Source organism: Oleidesulfovibrio sp., from assembly GCF_047973035.1.
In the GTDB taxonomy this organism is placed as follows: Bacteria; Desulfobacterota; Desulfovibrionia; order Desulfovibrionales; family Desulfovibrionaceae; genus Oleidesulfovibrio.
Window position 1 is genome coordinate 20,234 of the sequence record NZ_JBKEBF010000011.1, and the last position, 17,276, is coordinate 37,509.

18 protein-coding genes are annotated in these 17,276 nt (G+C 50.7%); 7 read left to right on the forward strand and 11 right to left on the reverse strand.

Annotated elements, in window-relative coordinates:
* Positions 1–149 precede the first annotated feature (149 nt).
* The 3 genes from ACK5LI_RS02725 (at position 150) to ACK5LI_RS02735 (ending at position 1,488) form a co-directional block, all read left to right on the forward strand.
* The gene (locus tag ACK5LI_RS02725; RefSeq protein WP_416946099.1) at positions 150–548 is read left to right on the forward strand and encodes a hypothetical protein; all 399 of its coding nucleotides are present in this window, start codon (positions 150–152) and stop codon (positions 546–548) included.
* An 8-nt stretch (positions 549–556) separates the two neighbouring features.
* On the forward strand, positions 557–1,009 hold the full coding sequence (locus ACK5LI_RS02730) for a peptidase M15 (RefSeq protein ID WP_416946100.1): 453 nt from the start codon (positions 557–559) through the stop codon (positions 1,007–1,009).
* 200 nt (positions 1,010–1,209) lie between these two features.
* Positions 1,210–1,488 carry a hypothetical protein gene (locus ACK5LI_RS02735; RefSeq protein ID WP_416946101.1) on the forward strand — a complete coding sequence of 93 codons (279 nt, stop codon included), beginning with the start codon at positions 1,210–1,212 and terminating at the stop codon, positions 1,486–1,488.
* Positions 1,489–1,617: 129 nt separating this feature from the next.
* Here ACK5LI_RS02735 and ACK5LI_RS02740 read toward each other — a convergent pair whose 3' ends face one another.
* Together ACK5LI_RS02740 and ACK5LI_RS02745 are read right to left on the reverse strand one after the other, a co-directional pair.
* Positions 1,618–3,252, reverse strand: coding sequence for a hypothetical protein (locus tag ACK5LI_RS02740; RefSeq protein WP_416946102.1), 1,635 nt, complete (start codon positions 3,250–3,252; stop codon positions 1,618–1,620).
* A 331-nt stretch (positions 3,253–3,583) separates the two neighbouring features.
* Positions 3,584–4,360 (reverse strand): HD-GYP domain-containing protein, encoded by a 777-nt coding sequence (locus ACK5LI_RS02745; RefSeq protein WP_416946103.1) that lies wholly within the window; start codon positions 4,358–4,360, stop codon positions 3,584–3,586.
* On the opposite strand from ACK5LI_RS02745, the gene ACK5LI_RS02750 reads away from it, so the two are divergent.
* On the forward strand, positions 4,349–4,672 hold the full coding sequence (locus ACK5LI_RS02750) for a hypothetical protein (RefSeq protein ID WP_416946104.1): 324 nt from the start codon (positions 4,349–4,351) through the stop codon (positions 4,670–4,672). The two genes, ACK5LI_RS02745 and ACK5LI_RS02750, sit on opposite strands and share 12 nt — an antisense overlap.
* 35 nt (positions 4,673–4,707) lie before the next feature.
* Here ACK5LI_RS02750 and ACK5LI_RS02755 read toward each other — a convergent pair whose 3' ends face one another.
* From ACK5LI_RS02755 to ACK5LI_RS02765, 3 genes are all read right to left on the reverse strand, one after another.
* Positions 4,708–5,193, reverse strand: coding sequence for a hypothetical protein (locus tag ACK5LI_RS02755; protein WP_416946105.1), 486 nt, complete (start codon positions 5,191–5,193; stop codon positions 4,708–4,710).
* 89 nt (positions 5,194–5,282) lie between these two features.
* Positions 5,283–5,657, reverse strand: a complete 375-nt coding sequence (locus tag ACK5LI_RS02760; protein WP_416946106.1) for a hypothetical protein — start codon at positions 5,655–5,657, stop codon at positions 5,283–5,285.
* Between the two features lie 130 nt (positions 5,658–5,787).
* A complete protein-coding gene (locus ACK5LI_RS02765; RefSeq protein ID WP_416946107.1) occupies positions 5,788–6,108 on the reverse strand; it encodes a TIGR03905 family TSCPD domain-containing protein in 321 nt (106 codons plus the stop codon).
* Positions 6,109–6,281: 173 nt separating this feature from the next.
* Between ACK5LI_RS02765 and ACK5LI_RS02770 the strand changes: the two genes are divergently transcribed.
* Both ACK5LI_RS02770 and htpG read left to right on the forward strand, forming a co-directional pair.
* Positions 6,282–7,595: a hypothetical protein gene (locus ACK5LI_RS02770; RefSeq protein ID WP_416946108.1), complete on the forward strand. Its 1,314-nt coding sequence runs from the start codon at positions 6,282–6,284 to the stop codon at positions 7,593–7,595.
* A 250-nt stretch (positions 7,596–7,845) separates the two neighbouring features.
* A complete protein-coding gene (gene htpG, locus ACK5LI_RS02775) occupies positions 7,846–9,756 on the forward strand; it encodes a molecular chaperone HtpG (RefSeq protein ID WP_416946109.1) in 1,911 nt (636 codons plus the stop codon).
* A 132-nt stretch (positions 9,757–9,888) separates the two neighbouring features.
* On the opposite strand, the gene ACK5LI_RS02780 is transcribed toward htpG, so the two are convergent.
* From ACK5LI_RS02780 to ACK5LI_RS02805, 6 genes are all read right to left on the reverse strand, one after another.
* Complete coding sequence (locus ACK5LI_RS02780) at positions 9,889–10,023, reverse strand: hypothetical protein (RefSeq protein WP_416946110.1); 135 nt, start codon at positions 10,021–10,023, stop codon at positions 9,889–9,891.
* A 485-nt stretch (positions 10,024–10,508) separates the two neighbouring features.
* Complete coding sequence (locus tag ACK5LI_RS02785; protein ID WP_416946111.1) at positions 10,509–11,393, reverse strand: DMT family transporter; 885 nt, start codon at positions 11,391–11,393, stop codon at positions 10,509–10,511.
* Positions 11,394–11,604: 211 nt separating this feature from the next.
* Entirely contained in the window at positions 11,605–11,844 is a 240-nt protein-coding gene (locus tag ACK5LI_RS02790) for a hypothetical protein (protein WP_416946112.1), read from the reverse strand.
* A 598-nt stretch (positions 11,845–12,442) separates the two neighbouring features.
* A complete protein-coding gene (locus ACK5LI_RS02795) occupies positions 12,443–12,790 on the reverse strand; it encodes a DVU0772 family protein (RefSeq protein WP_416946113.1) in 348 nt (115 codons plus the stop codon).
* A gap of 259 nt (positions 12,791–13,049) precedes the next feature.
* Positions 13,050–13,184, reverse strand: coding sequence for a hypothetical protein (locus ACK5LI_RS02800; protein WP_416946114.1), 135 nt, complete (start codon positions 13,182–13,184; stop codon positions 13,050–13,052).
* A gap of 314 nt (positions 13,185–13,498) precedes the next feature.
* Positions 13,499–14,236, reverse strand: a complete 738-nt coding sequence (locus ACK5LI_RS02805; RefSeq protein WP_416946115.1) for an MgtC/SapB family protein — start codon at positions 14,234–14,236, stop codon at positions 13,499–13,501.
* A 651-nt stretch (positions 14,237–14,887) separates the two neighbouring features.
* On the opposite strand from ACK5LI_RS02805, the gene ACK5LI_RS02810 reads away from it, so the two are divergent.
* Positions 14,888–17,272 (forward strand): PEP-utilizing enzyme, encoded by a 2,385-nt coding sequence (locus ACK5LI_RS02810; RefSeq protein ID WP_416946116.1) that lies wholly within the window; start codon positions 14,888–14,890, stop codon positions 17,270–17,272.
* The last annotated feature ends 4 nt before the right edge of the window (positions 17,273–17,276 follow it).

The window sequence follows — 17,276 nt, forward strand, 5'->3', positions numbered from 1 at the left end:
CCACCCGCATAAATCTGAACTATGCGTTTTTCGCAGCGTCAGGCAGACACCACCCTTGCCGCTACAGCAGGGAGCCTGCGCATAGCCGATAGCGTCCTGCAGTCACCAATGCAGGATATAATAAATTAAACGACTAGTTGGGGAAGACAATGGCCAAAATCAATACTGTTTTTTTGCTGGGTACAGTACATCTGTGGCCCAAAAGATTGCATCGTCCTGAATTTGAAAATCTTTCTGCCACCATGTTGCGCATCAGCACAGACACGGAATGTCATGATTGTATATCCGGCACCCCTCACACTGTTTTTGCGACTGGCAAATTGGGAGACTGGTGCATGCGCATGCTTACACCGGGCAGCCTGATACACATTGAAGGCAGCTTGTTTTCTCCCCCGACAGCACGCAAAAAATCTCCTTTTAATACGCTGGTGCGCGCTGCTGCCATTCAACTGGTGACAACTGCCGGTCAGATGGACTCGCCGAACAGACTGCAGGCCTTTGCCCATACTCCTTTTCATGTTCATCTGCCTGCGATGTCTTTGCATTAGGGGAAAACATGAGTTGTTACACCCCGAAACACTTTCAGATTGAAGAGCTTGTACCGCCTCAAATGCTGCACAACGCAACCGCAGCACCCCGCAAGCTTTTCATGCTGTTCGACATTCACGCGTTACAAGCGCTTGACGCACTACGCCGCAGATACGGCCCCACGACAGTCAACACGGGGCACCTTGGCGGCGACAGAAGTCTTTCCGGCTGGCGCCCGTTTGATTGCAGCACCGGCGCGCCGCTTTCACAACATAAGTTCGGGCGGGCCTTTGACTGCCTGTTCCGCGATGCCACGCCTCAGGAAGTACGATGCGATCTGATGGCGCGGCCAGATGATGAAGAGTTTGCACGTATCAGGCGAATAGAAGCCTTTGAAGGTATGAGCTGGTTCCATTTTGATACCGGAAACCATGCCCGTGAGACCTGCGGCATAGCAGTCGTCGGAGGAAAAGCGAAATGATATGGCCAGTTGCTGAAGAAACGAAACAAAGCGGAAAAAACCGGAATAACTTGCCTCAGTGCTCCCGAAGTTTAGACAACGGATACGGAGCAAAGCGAAGGCTGGCAGCATCACACATGCCGCATACACAGCCTTTCACAGAGGGAGCGTCAAACAGTGCAAGGTCACATTCTGCTTTGCCCGTCTCAGACCATACAGAAATGACTGCATTTGACGTGTCCTATCAGATGATGACGATTCCGTCCCATTACGGAGATGGTCTGCCCTTTCATAACGCAAGAACAGAGAAAAAGCAGACTCCCCTTATTCTTGTCGGGCTGACTGCTATCTGTGCAGCAGTAGGGGCAGGAGAAGGCACAGTTAAGCGCTGGATACGGGAAGATGGCTTTCCGGCCCGCCGCTGCTCGGACGGCACGTATCGGGCAGATCCGGAAGCGGTCCGGCGCTGGTTTGCCCTTCCCGCAACACCCACACAGTAACCACGGCAAACAAAACAGATAACAGCGCCTGCCAGTACAATACAAATAGGTGCAAGGTTACTTCAGGTAACTTGCACCTGTTTTTCTGAGCTCTTGACCTGAGCCAGACACAACTTAACAGCACTACAATCAGGTTGCCGAGTCAGACATCTCAAACGCGCTGCGAAATACAGACTCCAGCAACGCGTTGTGTCTTTCCGCATCACGCCTGCGAGCCTGTTCCTCCTGTCTGAAACACCAAAGCAGCTCCTGATCATGCTCCAAGGCAGTTACAGTCCGCGGAGGCAGAGGCTTGCCCATCCGCTGCCACACCTTTGCTGCAGAAACCGTTTCAACCGCCTTTTCCGCAGCATATGATGCAAGCTCAGGAACCTCGTTATATATGACAGCCTGTCGGGCATAATCCTTGTGCAATACGCTGAACACGTTATGAAACGACTCTTTGACGTCTGCATCAACAGGCATTTCGGCAATAATGTCATCAGCCTGCCTGAAAGCCTGCATACCGTCAGCAAGAGCTTGTCGAAGTGCGCTTCTGAACAGCTGTGCCTGTTGCCGCATCTGTACCGGCAGCCCTTTCATGGCAGTACGCACACTGGTAGCCAGATCCATTGCTCTGGTTTTATTTTTACTATCTGCAGTCTGCGTAGTGCTTAACAACACTGCAAAAAGCTCCATGACTTCTGCATTGTGCCATGCCCTTTGCCGCAACTGACGTACAGAGGAGTGCAGTTGATTCAACGTACCGGCCTGTCCTCCGGACTGGTCGGCCTGGTCCCAGCCCATCGGATCCGTCCTCAGAGTTGCCTCCAGAGCTACTAACGCTTCCCCTACAAGTATCAGTCTGTCCTGAAGAACCGTAAGGAGCTGTGTATCCTGACTCAAGTTAGCCTGCTCAGCTGCCACCGTTACTCTTTCGCTTACGCTCTGCCCCGTTTCCTGCTTGTTCTGCCCCGTTCCGCCCCCTGTGCCACTAATGCCACGTGAAGCCGCCCCGGCAGAAGGTATCTCTCGCTGTTCCTGATTTTCATAACCACTTGCCCTGCCCTGATCAAAAAGATGAAAGCGGCCCTCAGAAAACCGGATACTGGCATTGTTGCGCTCCAGCACATGCAGAATATCCTGCTGCAGATACAGAAGAAGTAAATGGCGCATGCCAACGCGGCGAACCATGCCGGAGAACAAGTCGTACATCCCGACATGTTCGGTATCCGGCATATCCTGCGCTGCACCAAAAAAATCCGTAATTGTACCTCTGTAAACACTTCTATCCGGATAGCGTGTCAGACGTACCAGATCAGATACCGCAACGATGCTTTCCGCTGTCACCTGCTTTGCATTTTTGATTACTACACGCAGCGGTGTGGGAGAACTCCCTCCCGCCTGCACAACATTTCCTATCTCTTCCAACTGGGGCAAAATATGCACGGTAGATTGAGACATGCTGCGGGGGCGTGTATCTTTCGGAATGGTCCGCACAATGTTGCGTATCCGCCGTGCGGCATTATGCACAGACTCTAAGAGATTTTTTTCCTGTTCTGTAAGAATACGCTCGGCTTGCTGCGCCGCAAGGTTATGATTCGTCAGAAGGACATTTTTTGATGCAACTTCGGACTCTTCGCCCAGCAAAGCATAAGCAAATTCTGTTGTTGCCAGTTCTTCAAAAGAGGAAAAATGAATAAAACTTTGCGCAGCCGTTATCTGGCCCGCGACGCGTAGCCCCGCCAAGTCGTTTTTGGTAAAAGCCCCTTCCTCCGGTGACATACGCTGTGAGCCTGTTTGTGAGCAGCCGGCAGACAAAGAGAAAAACAAAGCAAGACTCAAAACGATGCCCGTTCGCAGAAGTTGCCCCCCCTGCAACCTCCCGCGCAGCTTCATAGCAGGCAAAAAAAACGTAGCCCGCTCCCGACATTGGCACACCATAAAAAACTCCCGTAACCTGCTGACTCAAAGAGAGTGTAGGCCCCGGGAGAAAGAATGAAAAGTATAACACCTGCAACCTGCTGACAGGCGGAACAGGTGTTATGTCTTAATAATTTTATAACAGACTGCACCTAATTATTGCGTACAACCACACAGCACACAGCCGCAGACATCAAATTGCAAAGTCCGGAATCAGTGGAGAAGTATTTGTATCCTCCGGCCACGCGGCTTTTATCTGATCTAATGATGCAATAAAAGCTTCAACGACCTTCGGATCAAACTGCGTCCCTGAGCAACGCACAATCTCGCTGACAGCTTCAGAAAACGAACGTCCTTTTCTGTACGGGCGCGTCTGCATCATAGCGGAAAGGGTATCCGCAACTGCAATGATTCTGGCCCCCAGCGGGATATCGTTGCCTGCCAGTCCGGCAGGATAACCTTTTCCATCCCACCGTTCGTGATGGCGCAGCACCACTTCCGCAACCCCACCACTATCCGAGAAAACATCCACAGGACGTATAATATTAGCGCCGATCTGAGGGTGACTCCGCATTACCTGCCATTCTTCATTCGTCAACGGACCTTGTTTTCTCAGAATGGCATCCGGAATCCCTATTTTGCCGATATCATGCAAATGACCTGCGATATGCAGCATTTCAGCATGCTCAAAAGAGCACCCCATGGTTCTGGCGGTGACTCTGGCAACTTCTGCAACCTCATCAGAATGCTTATGCGTGTATGGGTCCCTGGCATCAATAGCATTGCCCAGTGACTCCGCAAGTTGGTGCAACGAAAGCCGGATATCACCACAGTATTGGCTGCACGATTTTGCAATATCAGATGGTAAAATTTCCGCGTGTTTTACTGCACGTTTCCCCTCGCCACGTACGACTCCTGCCGATCCGCTGGGTACAATTCCCAACGGCAAGGCTGCGGAATGCTGACTCATCCGGTAACTCCCGACATAAAAAAATATGCCCGCCTGACAGATTCCATTATCTGGCCCCCGCTGTCAGACAAGCGTTCTTTTAAGATAAAGATTTTCAATTTCAGCTACACGTCAGATTTAGAACTGTCAAGAGCAACACTTTCGCCAAAACCGCACAGCAAATATAATATTTATAAAATTAGCATGATACATCGAACAACTTACAGCTTTCTACAAAAAACAGCATGTAGTTTTTTAGCAAATACTCAGCGCCACCGCGAACCGCATTCTCTGAAATCATGGGATAAAGCATTAAAAAAAGCCGGACACTAAAAGCATCCGGCCTGAAGGTATTGCAAAAAAGACAGTTAGTGGCGTACACGCGCAGAGCCGTCGTTTGCAGTCAGCACTCGTACACGCTCACCGGTCGCAAAAAATTCATCCGCTTCCTGCACAATTGAAACGACTGAACCGTTGTCCAGACGCACTGTCAGCTCTACGCCGTCTTTGTTTTTCATAGCCTGCTCACCGGCGGCACCGGCAGCAGCGCCGGCAACAGAGCCACCAAGAATAGCCAGAGTACGCCCGGTACTGGCCCCCATGGTACTGCCGATTACACCGCCTATCACCGCGCCGCCCAGAACACCCAGACCGGACTGCTCACCTTCAATTTTCACCTGGCGCACATCAGTAACGGTTCCGTACTCAACCCGATGGGATACCCGGGTCTGCTTAGTGGAATAAACACTGCCGCTCTGGCTTGCACAGCCTGCAAGCATGGAAACAAGCAACAAGGTAACCAGCAAACCAACGCTGACTTTACCGGGGAACAAACTAAGTACAGATTGTTTCATTATCATCTCCATTCAGTAACAATATGCGTGAAAAACACGTCATCTGATAAATATGACCTCCGGCGAAGGACGTCAACACAGCTAGTATGCTACAAAAGTGACATTGAAACCATATAAATCCGTACGGCCGTTTCCACAAATCCCACACCGATTACACCACCGATAGTAGCCAACGCCACTACCCGCGCGCCCAGACGCCAGAATTTATCCGGCCAGTCTATACCGTCAAGACCAGCTGCGCGCCACAGGCCCACGGAAACAACAAACTGGAACGCAAGCACGCAAAGCCGGTACAGGCAAAACGCATACGCCTGAACAAACGCATCGGCAGGAAACGAATAACCAGCCAGCATAAGCATGGTTTGAGGCAAAGAGACGATAAGCCCCCCCAGCACCAACCACAGCCAGAAGGTGACAAACAAACTTTCTTCCCCGCGCCAGACACGCAACAATGCGTTTTTCATAACACCTCCCGCCTTACGAATTGTTCAAGTTGTAACGCTGTCCGCTTCATGCAAATACGGCCGGTAAAAACCGGCCGTAATACAGATGCGCAGTTCATTCCACCGGCAGACAGAGCTGCCCGCGGAGGCATCAGGCAAAGGGGTTACCCAGCCCGAAGGTCATACCGGCAGAACTGCCGGGACGCGAACGCATGGACTCTCCATTACCGTTCAACACTTTCTGCACGGCCTGAGCCAGTTGATCGGGGCAGGAAGTAGGCTTTTTACCACAGGTTATACCCTGCATGCGGCCAACGGCATCTTTGGCGTCCATTCCGTCCAGAAGACGGCAGATAGCTTCAAGGTTGCCAGGGCAGCCCCCCATGAAGCGGACATTATTCAGCCTGCCTTCTGCATCGACATCAAACTGAATTTGTTTAGCGCAAACTCCGCTGGGAGTGAGTGTGTACATGTTGAGTTCTCCTTAACTTTCAGACAAGGCAAGGGAGTAATCACAGAAGGCGAAGATGTCAAAGGGCAGCAGCATATCTGTAAGGAGTCATCCACATTGCAAAACTTCTAAGCTATATATATCACAGGAACTAAAGACACATTTAACCGTCTATCCGTGCGGGAGTAACAGAAATGCCAGATAACCCGGATACACAGGACATAAGCGCACTGCTGCTGACCGGATTCTCTGCAATCAACATACGTGACGCCCTTGAGTCGGCAGCCGATATGCGCGGGCTTTCTTTGCAGCATACGGCAGCACTGCTGTGCACCGATGACGAAAATATCAAAGACAGAATTTATGATCTGGCACGGAGCGTACGCTGGGCGTTGACCGGCAATCGGGTATTTCTGCACCAGCCTGTCCGGTGCCCTGTACCGGATGCATGCGTTCCCAAAACAGCAGACACCCCGCACAGCCCTGCCGCAAGCTGGGTGCAAAGCATGAAGCAAGCTGTATCACATTTTGCTGGCGGCGGAGTTCCCATTGTAACGTTACACTTACCGCCGGACGGCTCTGTCGGTGCTGACCATCTCCTGCAACTGAAACACCACCTTTGCGACAAGTTGCCCGCCACGCCTGTACCGCTACTGCGCATAGACTCGCCGCCACTGCCCGAAAGCGACATAAACAGGCTTGCGGCAGCAAACCTTCCCCGCATCATACACATCCAGCCTTCGTATGATCGTAGTAACGTCAATACGACAGCCGGTTCGCGCAGCATGACAGACTCCGAGTTCAATGCCCTGCTGCATTATCCGCATAAGGTCATTGCAGCCGGTGCCCGCAGAATGACGCTTGGAGTCCGCTTAGGCAGTGACCGTCCGGAGTTTGAGATTTTAAGCTTGCTTGCTCATAACAACCAGCTGAAGCAGGAATTCGGACACGGTGCCCGGGCAATTCATATTGAAACTTGCACCCGCCATCAAACCGCGTTGAGTAAAGAAGCATTATGCCACTTCACAGCTGTGCTCACATTGGCTGCACCCGACAGCATCATCTCTGTTCCATTTACTGAAGACGAAGGAGGTACACCCGAAGCTGTTGATTACGGTGCAACATTCATAGGTTTGCCCACCTACGATCATGCGGCGGCAGTCGTGCAGGGAAAAAAAAAGGAACAATCAGCCGTGCATAAAAACATGGACAGCACCATCCGCGTATTATTGGGTAGCTATGCCGTTGTTCCGGCTCTTTGCATTCAATGTTACCAGCAGACTCCGTGCAAAATAGATTGCCGCCATCAGATGGATGAAGGGATCATGCACGGAGAATGCGCCACCAACAATTTGCGGCAGCTTGCTGTGTACCTGCATAAGCATGGTTCTGCAGCCACCCGCAAAACGGCACAGAACGCGTTGTTACGAGAGTTTGCCTGTCTGGACGGTGCCCAGCAGATCGCATTGCGCCCCGTGCTTTCGTCTTTGTTGTCACTGCCTGTTTAGCGCCTTCTGACCTATAATTCACTATCACCATACGCTGACAGGCCGTCCCCCCGAAAAAGTGGCTCGTATTCTTAGTGCCATAGCCTTGACTGGGCCATATGCGTATTTATTTATGCAGGCGATGCAACATGCCGCAAGACGCTCTCCGACATTATGCAGGCGCCTGCGGTCTCTGAAATATTACATACGAACGCTCCTGAACCTTCTGCAATGATGGTACAGGAGTTACTATCGCATCTAGGAGGATTGTATGAGCGATACACAGGGTGCAACCACAGAAAAGCATGAATTCCGCACAGAAGTGCGTAAGCTGCTGCACATTATTACCCATTCTCTGTACACCAACCGCGAAATTTTTCTACGTGAGCTTGTCTCCAACGCTTCCGACGCACTGGACAAGCTGCGCTTTGCTCAAGCCCGCAGCGAGCAGATCATCGCACCTGAGCTTGACCTGAACATCGCCATTACAGTGGATGAAAAAGCTAAAACGCTGACCATCACAGATACCGGCATAGGCATGACCCGTCAGGAACTTATCGATAATCTGGGCACCATTGCCAGCTCCGGTTCTGAGCGCTTTTTAAAAGAGCTTGCCGATAAAGGTGAAGACGCCGGCAATATTATCGGCCGCTTCGGCGTCGGCTTTTATGCAGTCTTCATGGTGGCGGACACTGTTCGTGTTACTTCGCGCAGCGCCCGCAGTGAGCAGGAGGCATGGAGCTGGACAAGTGACGGCCTTGGCAGCTTTGAGCTGGAAGAAGCTCAGGACGCACCAGAGCGCGGCACCCGCATTGTGGCTCACCTGAAGGAAGATGCAGCAGAGTTTTTGAAAAAGGACCACCTGAAGCAGGTTATCCGCAGGCATTCCAACTTCATCCCCTTCCCTATTTCGGTTGAAGGTGAGCATGTAAACACCACTCCTGCCCTGTGGCGCGAACCCAAGTTTCAGGTAACCAAAGAACAGTACAAAGAGTTTTACACGTTCCTCACTTTTGACTCGCAGGACCCGCTGGACACCATTCATCTTTCCATTGATGCACCTGTCCAGTTTACCTCTCTGGTGTTCGTGCCCACCTTCGGCAATGACATGTTCGGCTACGACCGCGATAAATACGGCCTTGATCTGTATGTACGACGGGTACTCATCAGCCGCGAATACAAAGCGCTGATTCCCGAATATCTTTCGTTCCTTAAAGGCGTGGTAGATACTGAAGACCTGCCACTGAACATCTCGCGTGAAACTCTGCAGGAAAATGCCCTCATAGCAAAAATCAGGCAGACATTAGTAAAGCAGGTTCTCAGCCATCTGGATAAGCTGGCCTCGTCCGATGCTGAAAAGTATGCTGAATTCTGGCGTACCCATGGTCGTATTTTCCGCATGGGCTACAATGACTACGTCAACAGAGAAAAATTCATTCCTCTGCTTCGTTTCAACAGCTCGGTGCACGAAGACGACAAGGCCCTCTGCTCGCTGGATGAGTACATCGAGCGCGCCCGCGAAGGCCAGAAGCACGTGTGGTATGTTTCCGCTCCCAACCGTGAAGCAGCCCGTCTTAACCCGCATGTCGAGATCTTCCGGCGTAAGGGCATCGAAGTATTGTACATGTATGAAGCCGCAGACGAGTTCATTATGGAATCGCTCGGCAAGTGGAAAGAGTTCGAATTCCGTTCGGTAGAACATGCGGATGCAGACATCCTGAAAGACTTTGATGACGTAGAAAAGAAAGACGCTCCGGAAGCTCTGGACGAAGAAGGGCACAAGACGCTGTCGCAACTGCTTACCCACATGAAAAACATTCTGGGTGACAGAGTTGAAGACGTACGCGAATCAAAGCGCCTGTCAGACTCCCCCGCCTGCCTTGCCAGCAAAGACGGCGGCATGACGGCTTCCATGGAAAAACTGATGCGTGTCATGAACAAGGACGATTCCATTCCCCGTAAGGTGCTGGAAGTCAACCCAGACCATATGCTCATCCGCAACATGCTGCGCCTGTACCGTGCAGATGCCGATGACAGGTTGTTGCAGCAAGCTACCGAACAGTTGTTTGAATCCGCCCTGTTGCTTGAAGGGTATCTGCAGGACCCCCATGCGCTTGTCGGACGGGTAAACAACCTGCTGGAGCAAGCCACCGGCTGGTACGCCGAGGTGCGCAAACTATAAGAACGCGCTGCTTGCAACAAGCAAACAACGTGTGCCCCGATAACAAAAGGCCCTGCAATCTACATTGCAGGGCCTCTTTTTTCAGGCACAAAAAAAGCAGCAAATGCTGTTTTGTATTCTTAGCTTAACTACTCATTCCGGTGAACCCGCGGTGGCAGGCAGAGGCGCGACTTCCACCTGCCACCGAATCCGGTTCAACTTAGTGAATCCGTCCGGCAACTGCCGGACATCGACACCGTTGCGGTCACGCGCAACTCGGTATGTCATTTGCCTTGCGGCAAAAAAGTATACTCAGTGTCGCCTAACGTGCGGCACTCATGCACCATGTCGTGCCGGCGACAGATGCAGAGGCTGCTGAAAAATACCCCCGCCCCTGTAAGGAGGGATACTTTCATGCCGTTTTCAAGCAATGCCTTCAGATAGCCGGTAGAAGACCCTCCCCGAAAACGACAACTCTTTTCTAGCCATGGGGCGGTCTTGCGTCCACAAATCCACAATAAAAATGGCCTCCATACCGGCATCAGCGACAACCGGCATGAAAGCCAAAAAACATTTTCATTACAATTCAGTCGGTTAACCAAACAACATTAACGCACCGGCTTATCCGAAACATGCTTAAACAAACCGACAGGTGACCGTGGTTGAACCAATGCCAACCTGCTGCTGTCATTGCTTTCTGAAACACGCAACGACGAAGGTAGTTATATGTTACGCCAGTATATGCTGCCGGAGGAGAACCGCCAAAGGACGGACTAGCTTCGCGTGGCCAGTAAAATTCCCCCGACAACCAGCAATCCGCTGAACAAGTGCACGATACTTACCGGCTCGCCCAGCAAAAAGAATGCAGAGACACCCGAAAAAAGCGGAATAGAATAATACAAGATGCCCGCCATGGATGAGCCGAGCGCGAGTACGGCCTTGTTCCACATAAAGTATGCAACTAGCGATGCACCTATACCGATGTACAAAAGACAACCGACAACTTTAGGCGTTACCTGCGGTGGTGCGGAAAGTATAAGGTCAACAACGTATACAGGAGTGAGCATAAGCACCCCCGGTAAAAACGTTGCCATCAAAAAACCCATTTGCGAAACCCCGTTAGGTCTTTGACGGGCCAATACGGAATAGCCGGAAAAACAGATTGCCGCTGCAAGCATCCACAAATCGCCCTGTGTAAATTGCAGTTGCAGCAAGGTTTGCACATTACCCCGGGAAATAAGTAGCAGCACCCCGCCCAATGCAATGACAAGACCGGCGACTCTGCGTGGTGAAATTGCTTCGCCTAAAAAAATACGGGCAAAGAGAAACATAAAGATAGGCGAAGAGGTAGCAATCAGCGAAAGATTCAATGCCTCAGAGGTTCGTCCCGCCTGATACAGCAACGTATTGAAGGTGGTCACACCCACAAATGCCGTGAGCAGAAAATACCCTTTATGTTGCCGGATAGCTGGCCAATCGCGTCTGAAAGCTCCCAGCCCCAAAGGCAGAAGCGCAATGCTGGCAATTGCCCAACGCCAGAACGAGGTTGCAACAGGAGACAGAGCCTCGTTAAGCAGGCGCGCCACAATAAAGTTACCCGACCATAAAATAATGGCTGCAAAAGCGGCCAGATAACCAATACTCTTTCTATCCTGCATAACTGCCTCAGCTGCGTAACACATTCTATGGATTGTCATCTTCAATAGCAAAGCAGGCATACTCGTACTGCAATGCACATCTGTCAATACCACAGACATATTTAGCGCATACAATCATATACGTTGTGAAATTATTAACAACTCAGAAGCAGGACGTAAAAAGGGCCATATGCTGTACATATGGCCCAAGTTGCAGATATATTCTATTTTATTATGCCTGCAAAGTACGCTCTGCGATCTGGCGGAACTGTTTAAGTCCGTGAGTGTCGTTCTTGAACTCTTTTTTTGCATCACTCATGCACAGCTCACCATAACGTTGCCACATACGCGCAACCTTACCGCGGGACAAATTCTTGCCCCCCTTGCAGATGATATTGCCCTTTTCAGTAAGGGAGCATCCCATTTCGGCAGCAGTATCAAAAAAACGCTGTGCAAACTCTTCCGGTTTCATAAAGAACCTCCTGTATCATGTGGCTTGAAAAAACGCCTTATTTGGCACCCAGACACTCAGAGCATGCCGGATTTCCGGCATCAGTACACGGTTTCCACTGTTGATTTCAGCCTCTGTATTCATCGAGGCATCCGAAAAAACATGCCATTTTCCGATGCGGTGCATCGGAGAGGAGTAGTCCCATAAACACATAGATACAAGAATACGTCAAGCCCCTGCCGGGAAAATTCCTTTTACCACCCCAGTATTGTTGAAACTATACGGATATCAGACGGCCCCTTCCAAATCTCTTAGCAGGTCAAACCGCAATCGGGCTTATGGTATTTTTCGCCATGCCCGGCACCAGCGAGCTACCAGCCCCACGGCAGTCAAATTCATCCCGCAGCGCTACGTAGCGTGGTATCCCGCCCCACAGATGCTTTCGTCTGCGCAAAACAAAAATATTTCAATTTTGATGGCAAGTTATAGACACACAGGCAGGTGGGCCGAGCCATAAAAAAACGAAGAAGGCGACATCTCCCCATAAGATGTCGCCTTCAGACTCGGGTACCAAGGGTCCAAGGAGTGATGAAGAACAGTATGCTTTCATCGGAACATTTTATTCGTGCCCAAGCTCCTTTCTAAGCCAGGCTTTGATTTCTTCCGTGGGCTCACAAATGCCTTTGAGATCGCCATGCTCGTGCAGCCATCTGTTTGCCAGATGTTCGGGCAGGTCTACTGTAACCAGTTCTTCTGCTTTTTCAGAATTTCTGCGCACCAGCCGGACAACAGGCTTGGGGCCCCATGTATCCACCACAAAATATGTTGAGATATCGTCCTTGGAGCGTACAGGGGGATATTCTGCATGCCAGTCGTTATTTCCCCACTCCAGATACATGGTAACCGCATGTTCAGGACTCAAATTCCAGTCAATATCAAGGTTGCCAAAGCGAGCCAGTTCACTCATGAGTAGCCCTCCGAATTATCTCTTACTTTCTGAATCGTCAGGGCAGCTGCCACAACCGCCCTGACGATGCCTTGTGAAGGTAGGCAAGGCGGACTGCCACGTTCGCCTTGAATTAATAGTAACAATTCTTATTCCTAGGTCAAGTAAATTTTTTTAAAAAAATGCATTCATCACGAAAAGCTAAAAAAGCAATAATAAAAGGATAATAAAAAACCGCACCCTTTGGGGTGCGGTTTTACGTTTGCACAAATCAAAATGCTTAATGTGATACGACTTGCCACAAGCCGAATACTAACGCCGAGGCAAGCATTAACAGCCATGGCGCACCGTCAAATGCAGCAACCTTAACCTTGGGCCGCCGTTGCTGCGCCCTGCGAAATCTCTGAGAATTCATGGTGCCCTCCGTATAGCTCACCTGTATAAGACTGTGTCTCGGAACTGGAAATATACCTGATTGCAATACATCCAAGACATAGCTTTATAATAGGTTGAGTTGCACACACTGGCAAGGGGTCTATAGGCAAATAACAGACTATAAAAAAAGCCCTGTGAAAACACAGGGCCTTGCAGGCTGCCGGATGCATCATTTCGAGACAGCGTGCCGTCGCAGGCAACAGAATTCTGAATACCAACGACGTTGAGACTACGTATTTGCCAGAGAGGCCGCATTGGCTGATCAATGCTCCAAGCCTCTGACCGGCTTTTCAGTTATGGAACCGGTGCTTCTTCCATATGCAGGCTTGCCAGCCCTTCAAGTTGACGCAAACTGGATGCCATGGCAGACCAACCGGCGTGTTCACTGCCGCGCACCCTGAAAACGAACGTTGTCACGCCCGAATCAACATTATGCTCATAGCCTACAGGTTGGATGGCAAAAGCCTCGTAACGCTGCAGAATGGGCATAAGCTCCATAACGGTGATGTCTGTACGGTTAAGGCACAGTGTCAGCGTCATACGCGTAGAACGGCGTACATAGCGGCTAACGAATGACGGCAGCAGGAACAGAATCGCTACCACCACAAACGTTGCCAGAATCGCAGGCAGAATAAGACCTGCGCCTACCGCAAGCCCGATGCCCGTAACAATCCACAAGCTGGCTGCCGTCGTCAGACCATGAACCGAGCCGCGGCCTTTAAGGATAGCTCCCCCGCCGACAAAGCCGATACTGGCAATGGCGTAAGAAGCTATACGACCGGGGTCGGTACGAACCACAGACTCAACACCCCATGTGCTGAACATCTCCGGCATGAGTAACGACATCTGCATCATCAGACACGCGCCAACCGCAACGATCATGTTGGTTCGAAAACCAGCAGCCTGACCGCGGGTCTCGCGTTCGTACCCGATGGCGCCTCCAAGCAAGGCTGCGATGACGAACTGCCCCATACGCATCAAATCAAAATAGGAAAACGTCAATCCCATAAAAGTGGCTGTCGCTGTCATCATAAACCTCCCTTATTGCAACCGCCGTGCATGCCTGTGCATCTACTATTGTGCAAAAAGCGGCATGTCACAAGATAGCCATTACCCTAAGGGCGCCACACTAAGCAACTGGTGCAGACGCAGTTTCCGTAAAAGCATTAAAGTAAATGTAAAAAAAGCCGCCTGCAGCACATGCGGGAACTTAGTCCCAGGTTCCTGCTGTTTTGAAACTTACTTTTTCCCCGTTCCTTAAATACCCCTGACTCACCCTGCACAGGAGAGATATCAGATGAGCCTCTTTTGTCACCGCTGGCCTATACTTATGAGTCGACCAGCTTCAGTATCCACAAGAGGTCGTTTTTCTAAAGGGTTACAAGACGTTCTCACTTATTCTACGCAGTACATCTTACCGCCCCTGTTGCATCAGGAGCATCAGGCCCCCCACCTGAAAGAATCAAGGATGCCCCCTGCATATTATTCCCCGTTGCATATAATTTCTTCTGCACGAACTCCGATACTGACACCCAGTCCAAAGCGATATTTCAAAAAACACAATACGGCATATTTTTTGCTTTATACTCCCGAAAAACCGTGTCTTGTCAAATATCCAGCATACCCCATTAATATGCCGGATAAAAACATCCTGGTTTTCAATTTTCTGTGATGAGGTACCGCATGTTCGTTTTTTCCTCAAAGGCCGACGTTCTGACAACGCTTAACTCCGTTGTCTCCAGTTCCATCCCCCCCTTTATGGCCTTGTCGGTAAAGGAATGGCGTACTGATTCTGATCAGGTGCTCAGCAACTTAGTCAATTTTTTTGAAGCAGACACGACTCTTGCTGTGCGCTCTTCATGCCGCCGAGAAGATTCTGCCACGTCATCAGGTGCTGGTGCTTTTTTGTCGTTGCTGCATATCTTGCCGAAAGAGGAAGCGCTACGCAGTGCAGTTGAAGCCGTACTGGATTCGTACGGAGAACTATCCATTGACGATCAGGTGCTGATACAAAGCATGGTGCGCGACATTGTGATGAGCGGTGTTATCACCACACGAGTACTCGCTGATGGCTCGCCGTACTACGTGCTGAATTATGATGATGAAAGTGAAAGTACAGACTCCATCACTGGCGGCAAACACGCAGGAAAAACTGTATATGTATATCGGCATGCTACGCGCAGTGATTTTGATTCTGCCCGATTGCACAGGCTTGTAGAATTTGTGCGGGATATTGAACAGGCCTGTGGATGTTCGGAGCTGGATATTGAATTTTGTATGGATCGTTCCGGAGTCATACATCTGCTGCAGGTACGTCCGTTATGCATGCAAAACTCATGGATTCCTAATGTCGACAAAAATGTCGCACAACATATTGATTTCGTAGTTGAATTTGTCAACGAACACATGCAGCCACGTCCCAATATTTATGGACGTCGTACGATTCTTGGTGTCATGCCGGACTGGAATCCGGCGGAAATGATCGGCCTGATGCCCCGGACTTTGGCATCATCACTGTACCGCGAGATGATTACCAAGCGTGTATGGAGTCTGGCCCGTGAAAAGATGCTTTACAGGACAATGCCACCTGATGAACTCATGTTGCTGCTGGCAGGACGGCCGTATATTGATGTGCGGCAGAGTCTTAACTCGCTCCTGCCGGGGGCTCTTGATGCAGTTACGTCGGAAGTGCTTGTCAACGGCTGGCTTAACAGGCTTGATACCAATCCGCAGCTTCACGATAAAATAGAGTTTGAAGTCGCACAAACCTGTCTGGATTTCACTTTTGACAGCACGCTGGACGAGCGTTACCACGACCTGCTTACCTCTCCCAGGCGTGAGGCATTCCGCGCGGCCTTACACTCATTGACGGCAACAGCGCTTGATGTGGCGGCAGGCGGCAGTTCATCACTGCTGTACGCCAAAGAAACTGTCAAAGAGCTGCACAGCCGGCAAATGTGCCGCCATACTGATATGTTCGGCCCCAACGACATATCATCATTATCCCAGCTGTCCTATCTGGCAGAGGAATGCCGCAATTACGGCACTATCCCCTTTGCCATTCTTGCAAGACATGCCTTCATAGCGGAAACACTGTTACGCTCCGCCGTAGATCGCGGGGCACTTTCTCCGGAACGACTGGCAGCATTCAAAATGAGTGTGCAGACAATTTCGGGCAGAATGTCACACGACTTCCAAAAAGTCTGTCAGGGCAGCAAAAGCCGGAGTGCCTTTTTATCTGCTTACGGTCATCTGCGGCCTGGATCGTATGATATTACCTCGCCGCGCTATGCAGACCGGGTGGCGCTGTTTGAAGCGGACTCGTTAAACGAGGCAATTAGTTTCGAGCCTGCATCGTTTGCCTTCAGCACTGCCGAAACTCGTGGGCTGACACAGTTACTGCGGGAAGCAAAGTTACCGGAAAGCGTGGACGGATTCAGCTATTTTGCACGGGAAGCCATTGCGGGCAGAGAGTTTGCAAAGTTTGTATTTACGCGCAACATCTCAGATATTCTGGAATTGCTTGCTGTATGGGGTTCACGATACGGTCTTGACAGAGAAACGCTGTCGTACCTTGATTTCCGTGACATTATGGAGTGGTCATGTCATGCATTGCTTCATAAGCCTGCAGATCACTTTGAAAGACTGGCAGCACAAGGGCGTGAACTGTTTGAGCTTGGCCGGTCCCTCAAGCTTAGCTACCTCATCCGCTCTTCACGTGACCTCTATGTTGTACCGCAGCATCGCAGTGCACCCAATTTCATCGGCTCAGGCCTGCTTGAAGCACCTGTCATACATATTGCCGAGAACGAAAACTACGAACAGTCCCTTGCCGGGCATATCGTATGTATCGAAACTGCGGATCCGGGCTTTGACTGGATATTCACACGCTCTATCGCAGGACTGATAACCATGTTTGGCGGTACCAACTCGCATATGGCAATCCGCTGTGCAGAGTATGGCCTGCCCGCTGCTATAGGAGTGGGCGAACGGTTATTCAGCAACATTGCCAGTGCCAGAAAGTGCCTGTTGCATCCAGCAGCACAAGTATTACGAGCTGTAGCGTAACAAG

What these genes read in the sequence shown, in the direction of transcription:
- ACK5LI_RS02725 (WP_416946099.1), top strand. Translation starts at nt 150, where the DNA reads ATGGCCAAAATCAATACTGTTTTTTTGCTGGGTACAGTACATCTGTGG.
- ACK5LI_RS02730 (WP_416946100.1), top strand. Translation starts at nt 557, where the DNA reads ATGAGTTGTTACACCCCGAAACACTTTCAGATTGAAGAGCTTGTACCG.
- ACK5LI_RS02735 (WP_416946101.1), top strand. Translation starts at nt 1,210, where the DNA reads ATGACTGCATTTGACGTGTCCTATCAGATGATGACGATTCCGTCCCAT.
- ACK5LI_RS02740 (WP_416946102.1), bottom strand. Translation starts at nt 3,252, where the DNA reads ATGTCACCGGAGGAAGGGGCTTTTACCAAAAACGACTTGGCGGGGCTA.
- ACK5LI_RS02750 (WP_416946104.1), top strand. Translation starts at nt 4,349, where the DNA reads ATGCTGACTCATCCGGTAACTCCCGACATAAAAAAATATGCCCGCCTG.
- ACK5LI_RS02745 (WP_416946103.1), bottom strand. Translation starts at nt 4,360, where the DNA reads ATGAGTCAGCATTCCGCAGCCTTGCCGTTGGGAATTGTACCCAGCGGA.
- ACK5LI_RS02755 (WP_416946105.1), bottom strand. Translation starts at nt 5,193, where the DNA reads ATGAAACAATCTGTACTTAGTTTGTTCCCCGGTAAAGTCAGCGTTGGT.
- ACK5LI_RS02760 (WP_416946106.1), bottom strand. Translation starts at nt 5,657, where the DNA reads ATGAAAAACGCATTGTTGCGTGTCTGGCGCGGGGAAGAAAGTTTGTTT.
- ACK5LI_RS02765 (WP_416946107.1), bottom strand. Translation starts at nt 6,108, where the DNA reads ATGTACACACTCACTCCCAGCGGAGTTTGCGCTAAACAAATTCAGTTT.
- ACK5LI_RS02770 (WP_416946108.1), top strand. Translation starts at nt 6,282, where the DNA reads ATGCCAGATAACCCGGATACACAGGACATAAGCGCACTGCTGCTGACC.
- htpG (WP_416946109.1), top strand. Translation starts at nt 7,846, where the DNA reads ATGAGCGATACACAGGGTGCAACCACAGAAAAGCATGAATTCCGCACA.
- ACK5LI_RS02780 (WP_416946110.1), bottom strand. Translation starts at nt 10,023, where the DNA reads ATGACATACCGAGTTGCGCGTGACCGCAACGGTGTCGATGTCCGGCAG.
- ACK5LI_RS02785 (WP_416946111.1), bottom strand. Translation starts at nt 11,393, where the DNA reads ATGCAGGATAGAAAGAGTATTGGTTATCTGGCCGCTTTTGCAGCCATT.
- ACK5LI_RS02790 (WP_416946112.1), bottom strand. Translation starts at nt 11,844, where the DNA reads ATGAAACCGGAAGAGTTTGCACAGCGTTTTTTTGATACTGCTGCCGAA.
- ACK5LI_RS02795 (WP_416946113.1), bottom strand. Translation starts at nt 12,790, where the DNA reads ATGAGTGAACTGGCTCGCTTTGGCAACCTTGATATTGACTGGAATTTG.
- ACK5LI_RS02800 (WP_416946114.1), bottom strand. Translation starts at nt 13,184, where the DNA reads ATGAATTCTCAGAGATTTCGCAGGGCGCAGCAACGGCGGCCCAAGGTT.
- ACK5LI_RS02805 (WP_416946115.1), bottom strand. Translation starts at nt 14,236, where the DNA reads ATGATGACAGCGACAGCCACTTTTATGGGATTGACGTTTTCCTATTTT.
- ACK5LI_RS02810 (WP_416946116.1), top strand. Translation starts at nt 14,888, where the DNA reads ATGTTCGTTTTTTCCTCAAAGGCCGACGTTCTGACAACGCTTAACTCC.